We start from the raw sequence: 16,706 nt of genomic DNA on the forward strand, positions 1-16,706 counted from the left end.
TGTCTTCTGAAAAATACACTTATTGCTTCAACCATCTTGCCGCATCCTTGGCAGAATAGGTAATAATCATATCTGCACCGGCACGCTTCATGCTTGTCAGAATCTCCAGCACCATCGCCTTTTCATCAATCCAGCCTTGGAGGGCTGCCGCTTTGACCATTGCATATTCACCACTGACATTGTAAGCCACCATAGGCAAATCAAATTGGTCCTTAATGGTGCGCATTACATCCAGATAAGAAAGAGAAGGCTTCACCATCAGCATGTCCGCACCCTCCATCACGTCAGACTCCGCTTCCCGCAACGCCTCACGTGCATTGGCAGGGTCCATCTGATAGGATTTGCGGTCACCAAACTGCGGCGCAGAATCAGCAGCTTCACGGAAAGGACCATAAAAAGCAGACGCATATTTGACGGAATACGACATAATCGGAATATGTGAAAAACCTTCCAGATCGAGTCCCTGCCGAATCGCCTGTACAAAACCGTCCATCATATTAGAAGGAGCGATAATATCTGCACCGGCTCTGGCCTGAGAAACGGCTGTACGTACCAGCACCTCCAGAGATTCATCATTCAATACTTCACCGCACACTTCACCATCATGCTCATGCATGTGTACCATTCCGCAATGTCCATGGTCCGTAAACTCACACAAACAAGTGTCTGCTACGACCAGCAGTTCGGGATAACGCGATTTGATCAAACGAGTAGCTTCCTGAACAATACCGTTGTCTACAAAAGCTGAAGTCCCTACACTGTCTTTGGTTTCTGGTATGCCAAACAGGAGCACAGCAGGAATGCCAAGCTCACTAATTTCTTTCAGTTCTTCCTCCAGCCGATCCAGAGAAAAACGGTATACACCTGGCATGGAGCTAATCTCCTGTTTCACTCCAGTACCAAATGTTACGTAGATCGGTTGGATAAAATCAGACGGATTCAATACCGTTTCACGCACCATACTGCGGATGGCAGCTGACTGACGCAAACGACGATGTCTGGTAAAAGGGACACTCATAATTACAAACCTCCATTTTTTTATACATTCATTTGTAAAAATTAAAATTTATAATGTCATAACCGTACTTGATTGTTTCCAGTCACATAGAGATTGAATTAGACTTTCGATAGTCGCCTTCTCTGACATCAAACTGACAGTCAATCCGGCTTGGGTTGCTGTCTCACCAGTCAAGGGGCCAATCACAGCGATAGTAACTCCCTCCAGCAGCGATACTGGATCACTGATCCCCATTTGTCTGAGGGCTTCCATGAAATAGGTTACGGTTGAGGAACTGGTAAACGTAATCGCGTGAATGGCACGCTCCTCCAGCAGCTTGAGAAGTTCATCATCCTGTGTGTTGGCAGCCAGCACCGTTTGATACAAATCAGCCTCGGTCACATGCAGTCCCATCTCTCTCAGCTGCTCCGGCAGCCATGAGCGAGCGAGATCACCTCTTGGAAGAAATACGTTTTGCCCTGCTTGCAAATCTTGCTCAAACGTTTCAAGCAGTCCCTCTGCCTGAAAAGGACCTTCGATCTGTTCTGCTACAATTCCGTGTTTTCGAAGTGCGGCTGCTGTAGCTGGTCCCACTGCGGCAATACGAGCTTTGTATAGCGCACGTACATCCTTGCCCTGTTCCTTTAAATGAGTGAAAAAGTATTCCACTCCGTTAACGCTGGTAAAAAACACCCAGTCATATTCAGGAAGTCGCGCAAACGCCTCTTTGATTTTCTGTTTTGCCTGCTCGTCCGAAGGGACGACGGTCTGGATAACTGGGAACTCATAAGGTTCGCCGCCAAGCTCCTCAATCCGGTGAACCAGACTGCTGGCCTGCGCGCGTGCGCGAGTAACCAAAATTCGCTTCCCAAACAAAGGCATATCCTCTGCCCATTTTAACTGTTCACGCTGATTGACCACTTCTCCGACAACGATGACGGCGGGCGGTTGAAAATTCGCTGTCTTCACCTTGGCTTCAATATCCGCCAGCGTACCCACTAGCGTATCTTGCTCGGCGCGGGTCCCCCAACGGATCAAAGCAACTGGAGTATCGGACGGCTTACCATGCTTTATCAGTTGATCACTGATATAGCCGATCTTCGCTACACCCATCATAAAGATCAGTGTACCCGTTGCGTTCGTTACTTTATCCCAATGAATACTTTTATCTAGTTTATCAGGACTTTCATGACCTGTAATGATAGACAGCGACGAGGCCATCTCCCGATGCGTAACAGGAATGCCTGCATAGGCAGGCACGCTGATGGCTGATGTGATGCCAGGTATGATTTCATAGGAAATACCGTGTTTACGTAGTAGCCCGGCTTCCTCGCCGACTCGCCCAAAAATAGTGGGGTCTCCCCCTTTGAGCCGGACGACTGTCTTTCCTTCCAAGGCTAAATCCACCAGCAACTGATTAATTTCCTCTTGCTTCATGGTGTGACGATCTGGCAGTTTGCCGACATATATTTTTTGGGCCCCTGGCTTCATCAGCCCCAAGAGGCGAGGGCTTGCCAGTCTGTCATACACAATGACATCGCCCAGTTGAATGCACTCCCAACCCTTGACCGTAATTAATCTTGCATCTCCGGGTCCTGCACCTACTAAATATACCTTTCCCACCATTCCACTATCCCCTCACCTGCGCCAGAATCTGTTCCGCTCCTTTGGCTATCAAACTGGCCGCCACCGCTTCTCCCAGCTTCTGCGGATCATTTCCCTGGAGCGTTTCCTTCAAAATAACCTCGCCATCTGGCGAACCTACCATCCCTGTGAGGCTGATTTCTTGATCAGCCCAAACCGCATGAGCTCCGATTGGCACTTGGCATCCCCCATTTAACACACCCAGAAAGGTTCGCTCAGCCGCAACCGTGGCCGAGGTATCCTGGTGGTTGTAGAGTTTCAACAATGCCAATAGCTCTTCATCGCTCGCACGGCATTCAATACCGAGCGCTCCCTGTCCCACTGCCGGTAAGCACGCCTCCTCTGGTATATAGGACGTAATTCGGTCTTTCCAGCCCATCCGGTGCAAACCTGCTGCTGCCAAAATGATGGCGTCAAAACCTTCCGTCTCCAGCTTTTTCAGACGGGAATCAATATTGCCACGTACTGGCTCTAATTGTAGATCAGGTCGCATGGACTTGATTTGACTGGCTCTGCGCAAGCTGCTTGTGCCTACCTTCGCTCCTGAAGGCAAATCCTCCAGACTCTTGGCGCCCAATGTAATTAGGCAATCGCGTGGGTCCTCACGGCGCGGTACAGCGCCATTGACAAGACCTTCCGGCAATTCGGACGGCATATCCTTCATACTATGTACTGCCATATCAATCTCACCAGCCAGCATGGCCTGTTCAATCTCTTTGACAAAAAGTCCTTTGCCACCCACTTTGGACAAGGTTACATCCAATATTCGATCACCCTTGGTCAGGATTTTTTTGACGACAAATTGTAAATCCAATCCATGCTCCGCGCACAGCGCATTCAAATCCTCAATGACATGCCCGGTCTGAGTTAACGCCAGAGCGCTCTGTCTGCTGCCTACCACAATTGTTCGCATGTTATTCCTCCTGATTTTGCGCAATCCATAGATCTATTTCTTTTTCGGTCCAAGCCATAAATTCATGACGTTGTATCTGTTCCAAAATTCCGCTGCTCGCCAAGCGTCTTAATAGTTTGGTCCTTTGCTGTGGGGAACTTATCTTACGTTTGATGACCTGTCGCATATCGTGCATAAAATCCAGATAAGGCTCATATTCACTACCGAACAACGTATCCAAGGCTGATGTAATATCAGCGGTCACAGCGGGGCCTGCCCCTTCGGTGGAAATACTAATCGTCAGTCTCCCTCGTCGGATGATGCCCGGCGTTATAAAATCTCCCTCTTCCGAGCGATCCGCCACATTTACCAGTATACCCCTTTGTCTGGCCTCATGCGCAACCTTATTATTCACTTCTCTCTGGTTCGTAGCGGCATATACAAGAAAGGCTCCCTGGAGGTCACCCTCGCGATATACGCGATTTACCCAGTGGAGCTGCTTGTGATCGGCCAGGATCTGCAAATCCGGCGTTATATTCGGGCTAATGACGGTAATGGATGCCCCACTTTCCATCACCCCCTTAACCTTTCGTTCCGCAATCCTGCCGCCGCCTACAACACAACAGAGCTTATTGTTACAATTCAACGAAATCGGGACAAAATGCTGCAAGTGGCTTTTCACTCCCCCGTCCACTGATGAAATACAGACCAGGAATTCAGCAAAAAATTAAGAATGAGTAGCGTGTAGCCAACCAAAGACCACTTTGCCATGACCAGGCCAGAACGCTGGTTCAATCTTTTGCTCACTAAAAATACAATATACACGCATAAGGCAATCGCTGTCATCAGCACTTTGGTATCTAGCAAAAGACGCCAGCGTTCCTCGGCAATAATAGAAATAACAGCAACAACAATAGAAACTCCCAGCAAAGGAGTACCAATTAAAAGCGCCATATGTGTATACCGATCCATCATTTCCAGACTCGGCAGGCGCTTGATCGTGTCATTCCATTTCTTGACTTTCAATTTACGATGCAAAAACAGATACAACCCCGAAAATACAGCCGCTACCGTCATCGCGACAAAGCCAAGATTAGCCAGCGCAATATGAATCAGAAGCAGCCCATGTACGGTATGCCAATTTCCAAGCGGGTTGTCGATCGGCTCCATCCATATATTGTTGAGCACAAGAACAGCAAAACTAATGATATTAAGCAGCAACACCGCAAATTCCGATCGCTGATAACGTGACAGAATCAAAGAAATCAGTACCAGGATAAATGAGAACAGAAACAGAAAGTCGTAGGTCACAAAAATAGGAAGATGCCCTTCATTCCAGGTTCGCATTCCCATAAAAACAAGCTGGAGCATTACAACGACAATAAGAAGCCCTGTACCTGTCCGTTTAGCATTCGCATTGCGACGAATTCCATCCGAAAATACAAACAGAAGGCTCAGGGCAAAAACATAAATCATTGAATCATATATAAGCATGCCTGAGGCCACGTCTGTTCACCCACCTTTACAGGCTGGCCGGCGCAAACGACGCTGGCAAAGCCTGAGCCTGACCGGTTTTTCCATGAACACCAGCCTCCGGTTTTATTAACGCAGATGCATCGCTTTTATCTACTTTCTGAGCGGCGTCCTCCAAACGATCCTCCAGAGCAAAAATGTGGCTAAACATGTCTAGCGCCTCATTTCCCTGCTTTTGGACAGCCAGTTCCTTAACCCGATTGATCGGATCATGCATCATCTGATTCAGCATACTCTTCGTCAAACGGCTTATCACTTTACGCTGCCGTTCATCCAGCTCGGGAAGCTTGTTATACAAGCTTTCCAGCGTATCCTGATGTATAGACTCCGATTTTTCCTGTAATGCACGAATCACCGGACGCACTCCCATCGTTTTCAACCATTGATAAAACTCGCTAAGCTCATCTTCAATCATATGCTCGATTTTTGCAGCTTCAGTACGGCGCATTTCCAGATTGCTCTCCACGATCCCTTCCAGGTCATCAATGTCATATAGGAAAACATTCTGCAATTCGCCAATAGCTGGGTCCAAATCGCGTGGAACCGCGATATCAATCATAAACAAAGGACGAGACTGACGACGTTTCATACTGGCTTCGACGCGATTGCGATCCAGAATATACCCCTGAGCACCAGTCGAGCTAATCACAATATCCACATCCGCCAACCGATTTATGCCTTCCTCCATCGTAACTGGCGTTCCGTTAAACTTGGAGGCCAGATCCTCGGCGCGGGACAAAGTTCGATTTGCTACAATAACCTCGGCAGCTCCGCCGCTGTACAAATGCTTAACGGTAAGCTCGCTCATTTTACCGGCACCGAGAATCAGTACCTTTTTATCCGTAAACATCCCGAAAATCCGTTTGCCCAACTCAACTGCTGCATAGCTAACAGATACGGCGCTTTCTCCAATAGACGTCTCCGAATGGGCACGCTTGCCCAATGTGACGGCCTGCTTAAACAACATATTAAACCACGTTGCTGTAATTTTTTGAGATTGAGCCTGAAGAAAAGCATTCTTTACCTGTCCCAAAATTTGTGTTTCTCCGATGACCATAGAATCCAGACCACAAGTCACACGGAACAAATGCCGAATTGCCTGCTCGTCCTCATATATATATAAATGTTGTGTAAACTGATCACGAGGAATACCAAACCATTGTTCCATAAAACTGCGTATAAAATAACCGCACATGTGAAGGCGGTCAACCACAACATATATTTCAGTCCGATTGCAGGTTGCGACAACTACGCCCTCCAACACACTTTTGGTAAGTTTGAGTTGTTCCAGCGCTTTTGGCAAATCCTGTTCTGCAAATGTAAACCGTTCTCTGACTTCCACAGGCGCCGTACGATAATTCAACCCAACAACGACGATGTGCATTGTAAAATTCACCTGCCTAAACTGTAATAAGAATACTCACTGTTATCATAAACTATGTTAATTATATCACAGAAGTCCGAATCCCCTTCGGCTGTTTTATGAATTGTTTATGAAAATTGGATGGCTTTCATAAACATCCAGCACGTTCTGTATGATTTAGTTTAGTGTAAACCACTTTTAAAACAAATAACCATGGAAATGTTCCATGGTTATGATATAGGACGCACACGGCTCCATAAAGGAGATTTACACCAACTCAGCCAGCTTGCACTCCGGGGATTCCACCTGAAGTTCTCCCAAGCCGCGAATCAGCTTCTTCGCATATGTTTTTTTCGGTTTTAGAACGGATACCAGGTAATCAATAGCTAACTGCGGATCAACAGTCTCACCGCAAGTATAACAATCAATAGCGGCAAACCCTCTCTCAGGATACGTATGAATAGAGAGATGACTCTCCGACAACAGTACAAGCACGGTAGCTCCCTGTGGTTCGAATTGCTTGGATTGAACGGACATCACCGTTGCTCCGCAAGCTTCAGCAGCTTCAACTAATTGAGCCTCCAGAAACTGCGCATCATTCAGTAATTCAAACTCAACACCCCAAGTATCTACGGCAACGTGTCTTCCGAAAGTTGAGTATTCCAATTCCATCTTTCGGTTCCCCCTTCCTAGGAATAAAATGTTCGAAAAAAATTTCATCCGCTAGGACCTACGTCATTCACTTCCCGAGGGATAACCTCTCGCAACATTCAATGTCCTGAGTGAATCCTGGTTCCTATATTCATTTTCAACGAGATTAAAAATAACATCTATGTGCAGCAAATGCAATCATTTTTTTGGAATAAAAAAGCCCCTTTCGGTAAAGAAAGGGACTACACTGTATAACAATTCATTCCATATATTCAGCCTTCTAAGCTTCCAGGGCAAATAATTTGGAGCAACTCATCCGAAGCTTGTGGTCAATCAGTTCCAGCTCAGAGAAAGTACGCGCCAGATTCCGCTCATCAAGTAACGAATTAATGAGATTGTATACATCTGCTATTTCCTTTTCGACGTTCTGATGTTGAAAAAGCTGTTGCAGCTCTTGCGCTGTATTTCTATATTCAAACACCAGCCTGGAGCCTTCTGCATTCTTTTCCATAATTTTGCGAACCGCACCTTCATTATAAAAATACACCATAGTGAATCCTTGATACATGCGGTAAACAATACCTTCACCCTTAAAACGAACAAATAGTTGGCGTATAAACAGGGTTAGCTGTGGATGAACTAAGCGGCAAGTTAATTCACAGACAAACGCTCCCTCTTTGGCTTCAAAAAATAAATGAACTTCCTCACCCGCAATATGCTCCAGAACGATTTCCTGTCTTCCGTTATCCAGAACTTTAATGCGGTAATGCACCTGAGGATCATTCACTGCCTGTAAAAATTCGTCCATTTGGGTTTCTGACAAGGTCAAAGTGGTTTTTACATACTCTGTGGCTAACCGCTGTGCCATACCAATCTCCTCAATTCTTTCCTCAAACCTGTAGTGTAAGCTTTATGCTTTATTATACATCAGACCCGCAGCGCTTTCTTGCGCATCAAATCATAAATATCCGGCATTCATCGGAAATAAACGGAAAATAACGGAGTCGCAGCTGCATTATCCACCATATGCTCACTTTTATGCTTAAATCCCACGATTTCCTTTGTTTATTATATATTATTCCTACCAATTTAATGAGTTTAACGTTTTTAATCCAACATCACGAAAAAAAGGCGTCCTTCAGGACGCCCCTAACCTTACAATTCCGTCTGCTCTTCGTCGTCATTCTCGATATAGCTGGAGATGACCGACCACAGCTCTTCCTTGCCCATGCCTTCTTCGGATGAAAAGGGGATAAACAAACCCCCGGGAAGTATTCCGAGTTCCTGCTTGATTACCTTATAGTGCTTTTCTCGCCGTGTTTTAGGGATTTTATCTGCTTTTGTGCCTACAACACAGACCGGAAGCCCATTATGACGCAGCCAGTCGTACATCATGATATCATCCTTGGACGGTGGGTGGCGTAAATCCACCATTTGAAGCACCAGTTTAAGCGGCTCACGTTCCAGCAAATATGATTCAATCATCTGCCCCCAAGCCTTGCGAGACGTTTTGGATACCTTAGCATAACCGTAACCGGGAAAATCCACAAAATAGAGCTCATCATTAATCCGGTAATAATTGAGTTGCTGGGTTTTACCTGGCGTAGAACTGGTACGAGCCAAATTTTTACGGTTAATCATCCGATTAATCAGTGATGATTTTCCAACATTGGAGCGCCCCGCCAGAGCAATCTCTGGCAAAGCGTCCACAGGAAACTGATCCGGGCCAACCGCACTTATTATAAATTCTGCTTTTGTTACTTTCATTGTGTCTTTAATTCCTCTCTAATGTACCCTTGCCTGCTCAACCAAAGCATGCTTTAACACCTGATCCATATGGGCAACGGGGACAAATTCAACATCCTGCCGGATACTGTCGGGAATATCCTTCAAATCCCGTTCATTATCTTTGGGAAGCAGAATTTTTTTGTAGCCTGCCCGATGGGCAGCCAGCGACTTTTCTTTCAAACCGCCAATCGGCAATACGCGACCGCGCAAGGTAATTTCGCCCGTCATCGCTACATCCTTGGATACATGACGGTTGGTTAAAGCGGAAATTAATGCGGTAGCAATCGTAATTCCAGCAGATGGGCCATCCTTTGGTATCGCTCCCTCAGGAATATGAATGTGGATATCATTTTTCTCATAGAAGTCCAGTTCAATGCCCAGATCGACTGCCTTGGAACGAGTGTAGCTGAATGCCGCCTGCGCGGATTCTTTCATAACGTCTCCCAGTTTACCCGTAAGAATCAGTTTCCCGCTACCAGGCACGACCGTCACTTCAATCATCAGTGTTTCACCACCGACCTCGGTCCATGCCAAGCCTGTAACCGTACCGATCTGATCCTCCAGTTCTGCTACACCGTAACGGAATTTGGCGATACCCAAATAATCTTTCAAATTATCCGGTGTGATTTGAATCGGTCCTTCACCACCGGAAACAACTGACTTCGCTGCCTTGCGACACAGAGAAGCCATTTGCTGTTCAAGATTTCGCACACCGGATTCACGGGTATATTCGCGAATGACACGCAGCAGCGTATCCTCCCCAATAACCAATTGTTCCTCTCCCAAGCCATGCTCTCTCTTCTGCTTAGGCAATAGATATCGATTGGCGATTTCCAGCTTCTCCAGTTCGGTGTAGCCGGGAATATAGAGCGTCTCCATACGATCCATCAGCGGACGTGGGATATTATGTGCAGCATTGGCTGTCGTAACAAACATCACGCTGGACAGATCAAACGGCAACTCAACAAAATGGTCACTGAACGTGTTGTTTTGCTCAGGATCGAGCACTTCGAGCAATGCCGCCGATGGATCGCCCCGGAAGTCGGAGGCCATTTTATCAATCTCATCCAGCAAAAAGACTGGATTAGATGTTCCTGCGGTCTTCATTCCCTGAATAATCCGACCCGGCATCGCGCCAACATAAGTCCGGCGGTGACCACGGATTTCCGCTTCATCCCGCACACCTCCGAGAGAGATGCGAACAAATTCCCGACCCATGGATTTGGCAATCGAGCGAGCCAGCGAGGTCTTGCCGACTCCTGGCGGACCTACGAGACACAGAATGGGTCCCTTAATGGTCTTCACCAGTTTGCGCACGGCCAAATACTCCAACACCCGCTCCTTGGGCTTATCCAGCCCGTAATGGTCGTTATCGAGTATTTCTTCTGCTTTGACAATATCAAGATCATCATCGGTAAACTTGTTCCACGGCAAGCTTAACAGCCAATCGACATAATTGCGGATGACACCACCCTCGGCAGAGCTTGCCGGCATTTTTTCCAGACGGTCAATTTCCTTTTCGACCTTCTCCTTCACCGGAACCGGCAACTCTTGTTCACTTAGCTGGTTGCGTAGTTCTTCAACTTCTCCTGCGCGACCTTCCTTCTCACCAAGTTCCTTCTGAATCGCCTTCATTTGTTCACGCAGATAATACTCCTTCTGCGTCTTTTCCATCTGCTTCTTCACACGCTGGTTGATTTTACGTTCCAGCTCCAGCACTTCACGCTCATTGTTTAAAATATCTAGAAGCTTCTCCAGACGCTGAGTTACGTCGATCGTCTCCAATATATCCTGCTTTTCCTTAATTTTGAGCGTCAAATGGCTTGTGATCACATCAGCCAGGCGTCCTGGCTCCTCAATATCAGATACCGCAGCGAGAGTCTCCGGTGTTACCTTTTTGGACAAATTGATATAATGCTCGAACTGAGTTAATACAGTGCGCATAAGCGCATCCGTTTCAGGCTGCACATTTTCTGCCTCGTGCAGTTCCTTCGCCATTACCTCGTAATATTCTTCATTGTCCGTATATTGAATAATCTCAGCACGTTCCAGCCCTTCCACCAATACTCGAATGGTTCCGTTGGGAAGCTTGAGCATTTGGCGTACTTTGGCTACCGTGCCGACTCGAAAAATATCCTCTTGTGTGGGTTCTTCAATATTAACTTCTGATTGAGAACACAGGAGAATCAAATTGTCTTCAACCATCGCTTTTTCCAAAGCCTTGACCGATTTTTCCCGGCCCACATCGAGATGTAGAACCATGCTCGGGTAAACCAGAAGTCCTCTTAAAGGCAGCAAAGGAAAACGACGACCTTTTGTCTTGGTGGGTCCCATCGCTTTCGCACCTCCAGTGATTCTCAGGTTCCGGATTTTACAATCCTCACGTTGCTATCTTTCATATTTTATCAAATGTTTTATAAAAAAACCAATGAAAGACTAGTTCATTAGCAAGATCCTGTATCTGAAATCGTCCCATTATGCGTTCCATCCGCCTGTAACAAGGAGGACTGGGATGGGCGAAAAGTCTCAATTGGCGCATGTACAGGCGCATCCGTCGTCATCTCTTCTCCAAACACATGACGGAACACTTCGGTCACCGACTGTACAGGGATGACTTTTAGGCCTTCAATGCTATCAAAAAGAGCTTGCCAGTTGTCCTGCGGAATGATCACTTTTTTGGCTCCAGCCTGAAAAGCAGCTTCGACCTTGGCTAATACGCCGCCAATCGGCTTGACTCGGCCATGGATGCTAATCTCGCCAGTCATGGCAATTTCATGATCCACTGGAATTCCCCGCATTGCAGAAGCAATAGCTGTTGCCATTGCAATCCCTGCCGACGGACCATCTACTGGTGTCCCCCCAGGAAAATTGATATGCAGATCGTAATTGGAGGGGGATAAACCGAGCGTACGCAAAACAGTCAGAACATTTTCCACAGAGCCTTTAGCCATGCTCTTACGACGTAGTGTTCGGGAGTTACCTCCGATCTCTTCTTCATCCACAACACCCGTAATATTATAGCTTCCCTTTCCTTCGGGAACCGGAACCGCAGTAACTTCAATTTCCAGCAGCATGCCCATGTTCGGACCGTATACAGCTAATCCGTTAACGAATCCGATTTGCGGCAAGCCCGGTATTTTTCGATCAGGACGGGGTTGAATTTGGCTACTACCCGCTACCCATTCCACGTCCGAAGCATCGAGTCGTTCCCTTTTCTCGGTAAGCGCCAAACCAGCAGCAAGCTGGATCATATTGACTGCCTCCCGGCCGTTGGTCGCATAACGCTGTACAACCTCTACTGCCTCTGGACAAGGGCCAAAGCCTAGCTTGTGTACAGCATCTTCAGCAATACGAGCAATCTCCTGCGGTTGCAGGGCACGGAAATAAATTTCCATACACCGGGATCGAATAGCAGGTGGCAGCTCGTGCGGCGAACGGGTCGTCGCACCTACCAAGCGGAAATCCGCTGGCAAACCGTTTTGGAAAATATCGTGAATATATGCAGGAGTATGCGAATCTTCAGAATTGTAATATGCACTTTCCAAAAATACCTTTCGGTCCTCCAGCACTTTCAACAGCTTATTCATCTGCGTTGGATGCAGCTCGCCAATCTCATCAATGAACAGCATCCCTCCATGAGCCTTCGTTACAGCTCCGGGTTTAGGTTGAGGGATACCTGCTACACCCATCGCTCCTGCCCCTTGATAGATTGGATCATGTACTGAACCAATTAACGGGTCCGCAATACCACGTTCGTCAAAACGGGCCGTTGTGGCATCAATCTCCGTGAATTTAGCATCCCCCTTGAACGGGGAAGACTGATTTTTCTTAGCTTCTTCCAGCACCACGCGCGCCGCAGCCGTTTTCCCTACACCAGGGGGGCCATAAATAATGACATGCTGCGGATTCGCACTGCATAACGCCGCCTTGAGCGCACGTAGCCCGTCCTTCTGACCGACGATATCCTGTAACGTGGCAGGCCGTGTGCGTTCAGCTAGCGGCTTAGTAAGTGAAATAGAGCGCAATTTGCGCAACTTATCCAATTCCTTCCGAGATTCCCGATCCACCGCACTACGGTTCGTTTTCTGGCTCCGCAGAAGGTTCCAGAAATACAGACCAATAACAATCCCGAAAAACATTTGCACCAATAACAATATCATAGTCAAGTCCATCGTATTCCCTCCGTTTCTCATCTCAGCAATTTGAAAATGCTGTTCTATGAAAGACAGTATTTCCTTTTCCACGAGAGCTAAACGGCTGTCTTTCAAAAGATCAGAGAGAAATACAAAAACGCCGCGAAAAACAGTTCTGTAGCAGAGCTGCTCTCCACGGCGCTTAAACGATGACCATAGTTTATGATTATACCTGTTTTAAAATAACCGCTTTTGCCTACACCTTCTCGGCAGTGTGACGCTCTTCACGTCCCGGTATTTTACCTGTTTCCTCATAAGCCTTGACGATGATATCAATTTCTTTTTTCAATTCGTCAACCATTTCAGCCTCAGGGACTTTGCGAATCATCTTTCCATAACGGAACAATAGACCTTCTCCACGTGCTCCGGCAATTCCGATATCAGCTTCCTTCGCTTCACCCGGACCGTTAACTGCACACCCCAGTACGGATACTTTAATCGGCACCTTGAGTTTTGCAATGTAATCTTCTACTTCGTTCGCAATAGAGAACAGATCAATATCCAGACGCCCGCAAGTCGGACAAGAAATCAATGTAGCTGCATTCGTGATCAACCCAAACGTTTTGAGCAACTCCCGTGCTACCTTCACTTCTTCGACCGGATCGGCACTTAGCGAGATACGCATGGTGGACCCGATACCAGCTGCCAACAGTGCTCCCATACCCGCTGCGCTTTTAACCGTTCCAGTAAAGAGTGTACCGGCTTCGGTGATGCCCAAATGGAGGGGATACTTAATAATTTCAGCTGCCTTCGTGTAAGCCGCAATCGCCATTGGAACGTCAGAAGCCTTCAGTGATACGATAATATCATGGAAATCAAGTTCTTCGAGTATCCCGATATGGTACAGTGCACTTTCTACCATCGCTTCTGGCGTAGGGTAGCCATACTTATCCAGTAAATGCTGTTCCAATGATCCGGCGTTCACACCAATCCGAATCGGAATCCCTTTTTCTTTACACGCCTTAACGACTGCTTCCACTTTTTCACGTCGTCCAATGTTGCCTGGGTTAATACGAACCTTGTCAATCCCATTTTCAATCGCCAGTAGAGCCAGCTTGTGATTAAAGTGAATATCTGCAACCAGAGGAATATGAATCCGCTTCTTAATTTCCTTAATAGCTGCGGCAGCTTCCTCATTGTTGACGGTAACCCGCACTATCTGACATCCGGCTTCTTCCAAGCGAAGAATCTCAGCTACTGTAGCTTCCACATCTGCCGTTTTGGTTGTACACATGCTTTGGATGATGACTTCATTGCTGCCGCCAATCGTCAGATTCCCGACTTTAACGGGACGTGTGTCTTGTCTTAAGAACATGTACTTTTCTCTCCCATTAACGCCAAACCTCCACCCCATAAAACCTCATACGGGTTTAGTGAAGTGGAGATCTGGCTTCTCATATTGTAGAGATCGCGAAGTATCAATCCTTAGGCGCTCTCTTCTTGTTTTTTATCCTTATCTGTACCACCGAGTTCCGGTGCGATTTTATCTTTTACTACCTGCTCGTTGATGACGCAAGTCGTCACATCATCACGGGAAGGAACTTCGTACATAACGTCGAGCATAATACCTTCGATGATTGCACGAAGGCCACGGGCACCCGTGTTACGCTTGATCGCCTCACGAGCAATGGCTTCCAGAGCATCTTGCTTAAATTCCAGCTGCACATTGTCCAGTTCCAGCATCTTCTGATATTGCTTGGTCAAGGCATTTTTTGGTTCAGACAAAATACGAACCAATGTCTTCTCATCAAGCGGCTCCAGCGTAGAAATAACTGGCAAACGTCCTACGAATTCCGGAATCAGACCGAATTTCAGCAGATCCTCTGGCAATACCATGGAGGTATATTCGCCTGGTTTCAGATCTTTTTGTTCACTAGTCGCGTTAAAGCCGATGACCTTCTTACCGATACGACGTTTGATCATTTGCTCCAGACCATCAAAGGCACCACCGCAAATGAACAGGATATTCGTGGTATCAATTTGAATGAATTCTTGATGTGGATGCTTACGACCACCTTGCGGAGGTACAGAAGCAACTGTGCCTTCCAAAATTTTAAGCAGCGCTTGCTGTACACCTTCACCCGATACGTCACGCGTAATGGACGGGTTTTCGGATTTGCGGGCTACTTTATCAATTTCGTCAATGTAGATAATGCCGCGCTCGGCTTTTTCTACATCATAATCGGCTGCTTGAATCAGTTTCAGCAAAATGTTTTCAACGTCTTCACCCACATAACCCGCTTCCGTAAGGGAAGTGGCATCTGCGATAGCAAATGGGACGTTCAAAATTTTAGCCATGGTTTGCGCAAGTAACGTTTTACCCGAACCTGTAGGTCCAAGCATCAGAATGTTACTTTTTTGCAATTCCACATCATCAATTTTGTTTTGTGTATTAATACGTTTGTAGTGATTATATACCGCAACAGACAATGATTTTTTCGCTTGATCCTGACCAATAACATATTGGTCCAGAATTTCACGGATTTGCATTGGTTTTGGAATGTCTTTCAGATCTACTTCTTCTTCATGACCCAATTCTTCCTCCACAATTTCCGTGCACAACTCGATGCATTCGTCACATATATATACGCCCGGTCCGGCAACAAGCTTGCGAACCTGATCCTGAGATTTACCGCAGAAAGAACATTTTAATTGTCCTTTTTCATCATTAAATTTAAACATAGAGCCACCCCTTTACAGATTAATCGGTTTAGACAGCACCTGGTCAATGATACCGTATGCTTTCGCCTCTTCCGCTTCCATGAAGAAATCCCGGTCAGTATCACGTTCGATTTTTTCGAGGGGCTGACCTGTACGCTCCACATAGATTTGATTCAGCTTGGCACGTGTTTTGATAATCCAGTCCGCATGAATCAGCATGTCGGAGGCTTGCCCCTGAATGCCGCCGAGCGGCTGGTGAATCATAACTTCACTATTGGTAAGTGCATATCTCTTGCCTGGTGCACCAGCTGTGAGCAATAAAGAGCCCATACTAGCAGCCATACCTACACAAATCGTCGATACATCCGGCTTAATGAATTGCATTGTATCATATATACCCATGCCTGCAGTAACAGAACCGCCTGGCGAGTTAATGTACAAATTAATGTCCTTCTCCGGGTCTTCCGCAGAAAGGAACAATAGCTGTGCAATGACGAGATTGGCGACATCGTCATCAATCGGGCCACTTAGGAAAATGATGCGATCCTTAAGCAACCGCGAGTAAATATCGTAAGATCGTTCTCCTCGATTCGTTTGTTCCACAACCATAGGGACGAGACTCATCACGACCAACCTCTTTTCTTTATTAAAATGAACACCTGTATTCATCCGCTTCCTTAAGTCCCATTAAAACGGAAGCGGCAATCATGAAACGTGAACACCTTACAAAATATTTTAACATGTTCAGAGTCTCGTGTCATATTTGCCTGTGCTCATATATAAAATGCAGGCTATTTACAGACGTCCTGCCGAGACCTTCTCATATTTAACCATGTTTCGTATGTATGTGCAAATGTACGGTAGTGACTTATGTAAAACAGAAAACACCATTCACAGCGCTTTCCATAAACGACTAAAATTTGGATTGTCTAAGGTAAAAATAAGGCACGTAACTTTCACTACGTGCCTTATCCTTATCTAATT

At 46.5% G+C, this 16,706-nt stretch carries 14 protein-coding genes; all 14 read right to left on the reverse strand.

Going from position 1 to position 16,706, the window contains the following annotated elements:
• Nucleotides 1–19 precede the first annotated feature (19 nt).
• The 14 genes from hemB to clpP all read right to left on the reverse strand — a co-directional run bounded on the left by hemB (nt 20) and on the right by clpP (nt 16,346).
• Nucleotides 20–1,018: a porphobilinogen synthase gene (hemB, locus tag G9G57_RS23315; protein WP_017427414.1), complete on the reverse strand. Its 999-nt coding sequence runs from the start codon at nt 1,016–1,018 to the stop codon at nt 20–22.
• Nucleotides 1,019–1,066: 48 nt separating this feature from the next.
• Nucleotides 1,067–2,623 (reverse strand): uroporphyrinogen-III C-methyltransferase, encoded by a 1,557-nt coding sequence (cobA, locus tag G9G57_RS23320; protein WP_017427413.1) that lies wholly within the window; start codon nt 2,621–2,623, stop codon nt 1,067–1,069.
• Between the two features lie 4 nt (nt 2,624–2,627).
• Complete coding sequence (gene hemC / locus G9G57_RS23325) at nt 2,628–3,554, reverse strand: hydroxymethylbilane synthase (RefSeq protein WP_017427412.1); 927 nt, start codon at nt 3,552–3,554, stop codon at nt 2,628–2,630.
• Nucleotide 3,555: 1 nt separating this feature from the next.
• Nucleotides 3,556–4,203, reverse strand: coding sequence for a precorrin-2 dehydrogenase/sirohydrochlorin ferrochelatase family protein (locus G9G57_RS23330; RefSeq protein ID WP_016818413.1), 648 nt, complete (start codon nt 4,201–4,203; stop codon nt 3,556–3,558).
• 8 nt (nt 4,204–4,211) lie between these two features.
• Complete coding sequence (gene ccsA, locus G9G57_RS23335) at nt 4,212–5,039, reverse strand: cytochrome c biogenesis protein CcsA (protein ID WP_016818412.1); 828 nt, start codon at nt 5,037–5,039, stop codon at nt 4,212–4,214.
• A gap of 16 nt (nt 5,040–5,055) precedes the next feature.
• Complete coding sequence (gene hemA / locus G9G57_RS23340) at nt 5,056–6,450, reverse strand: glutamyl-tRNA reductase (protein ID WP_017427411.1); 1,395 nt, start codon at nt 6,448–6,450, stop codon at nt 5,056–5,058.
• A gap of 246 nt (nt 6,451–6,696) precedes the next feature.
• Entirely contained in the window at nt 6,697–7,095 is a 399-nt protein-coding gene (gene speD, locus G9G57_RS23345; protein ID WP_025365654.1) for an adenosylmethionine decarboxylase, read from the reverse strand.
• A 265-nt stretch (nt 7,096–7,360) separates the two neighbouring features.
• Nucleotides 7,361–7,948 carry a hypothetical protein gene (locus tag G9G57_RS23350; RefSeq protein ID WP_016818410.1) on the reverse strand — a complete coding sequence of 196 codons (588 nt, stop codon included), beginning with the start codon at nt 7,946–7,948 and terminating at the stop codon, nt 7,361–7,363.
• Nucleotides 7,949–8,235: 287 nt separating this feature from the next.
• Nucleotides 8,236–8,847: a ribosome biogenesis GTP-binding protein YihA/YsxC gene (gene yihA / locus G9G57_RS23355; RefSeq protein WP_013372691.1), complete on the reverse strand. Its 612-nt coding sequence runs from the start codon at nt 8,845–8,847 to the stop codon at nt 8,236–8,238.
• A gap of 18 nt (nt 8,848–8,865) precedes the next feature.
• On the reverse strand, nt 8,866–11,202 hold the full coding sequence (lon, locus tag G9G57_RS23360) for an endopeptidase La (protein ID WP_044788190.1): 2,337 nt from the start codon (nt 11,200–11,202) through the stop codon (nt 8,866–8,868).
• 110 nt (nt 11,203–11,312) lie between these two features.
• Nucleotides 11,313–13,040, reverse strand: a complete 1,728-nt coding sequence (lonB, locus tag G9G57_RS23365) for an ATP-dependent protease LonB (protein ID WP_016324658.1) — start codon at nt 13,038–13,040, stop codon at nt 11,313–11,315.
• 217 nt (nt 13,041–13,257) lie between these two features.
• Nucleotides 13,258–14,376 carry a flavodoxin-dependent (E)-4-hydroxy-3-methylbut-2-enyl-diphosphate synthase gene (gene ispG, locus G9G57_RS23370; RefSeq protein WP_017427410.1) on the reverse strand — a complete coding sequence of 373 codons (1,119 nt, stop codon included), beginning with the start codon at nt 14,374–14,376 and terminating at the stop codon, nt 13,258–13,260.
• Between the two features lie 110 nt (nt 14,377–14,486).
• Complete coding sequence (clpX, locus tag G9G57_RS23375) at nt 14,487–15,743, reverse strand: ATP-dependent protease ATP-binding subunit ClpX (RefSeq protein WP_013372695.1); 1,257 nt, start codon at nt 15,741–15,743, stop codon at nt 14,487–14,489.
• A gap of 12 nt (nt 15,744–15,755) precedes the next feature.
• The gene (clpP, locus tag G9G57_RS23380) at nt 15,756–16,346 is read right to left on the reverse strand and encodes an ATP-dependent Clp endopeptidase proteolytic subunit ClpP (protein WP_016324659.1); all 591 of its coding nucleotides are present in this window, start codon (nt 16,344–16,346) and stop codon (nt 15,756–15,758) included.
• Nucleotides 16,347–16,706 lie beyond the last annotated feature (360 nt).

The sequence above is a fragment of the Paenibacillus sp. EKM211P genome, assembly GCF_011066175.1.
GTDB classification, from domain to species: domain Bacteria; phylum Bacillota; class Bacilli; order Paenibacillales; family Paenibacillaceae; genus Paenibacillus; species Paenibacillus polymyxa.

Coding starts and splice junctions, on each gene's coding strand:
- hemB (WP_017427414.1), bottom strand. CDS start 1,018: ATGAGTGTCCCTTTTACCAGACATCGTCGTTTGCGTCAGTCAGCTGCC.
- cobA (WP_017427413.1), bottom strand. CDS start 2,623: ATGGTGGGAAAGGTATATTTAGTAGGTGCAGGACCCGGAGATGCAAGA.
- hemC (WP_017427412.1), bottom strand. CDS start 3,554: ATGCGAACAATTGTGGTAGGCAGCAGACAGAGCGCTCTGGCGTTAACT.
- hemA (WP_017427411.1), bottom strand. CDS start 6,450: ATGCACATCGTCGTTGTTGGGTTGAATTATCGTACGGCGCCTGTGGAA.
- G9G57_RS23350 (WP_016818410.1), bottom strand. CDS start 7,948: ATGGCACAGCGGTTAGCCACAGAGTATGTAAAAACCACTTTGACCTTG.
- yihA (WP_013372691.1), bottom strand. CDS start 8,847: ATGAAAGTAACAAAAGCAGAATTTATAATAAGTGCGGTTGGCCCGGAT.
- lon (WP_044788190.1), bottom strand. CDS start 11,202: ATGGGACCCACCAAGACAAAAGGTCGTCGTTTTCCTTTGCTGCCTTTA.
- lonB (WP_016324658.1), bottom strand. CDS start 13,040: ATGGACTTGACTATGATATTGTTATTGGTGCAAATGTTTTTCGGGATT.
- ispG (WP_017427410.1), bottom strand. CDS start 14,376: ATGTTCTTAAGACAAGACACACGTCCCGTTAAAGTCGGGAATCTGACG.
- clpX (WP_013372695.1), bottom strand. CDS start 15,743: ATGTTTAAATTTAATGATGAAAAAGGACAATTAAAATGTTCTTTCTGC.
- clpP (WP_016324659.1), bottom strand. CDS start 16,346: ATGAGTCTCGTCCCTATGGTTGTGGAACAAACGAATCGAGGAGAACGA.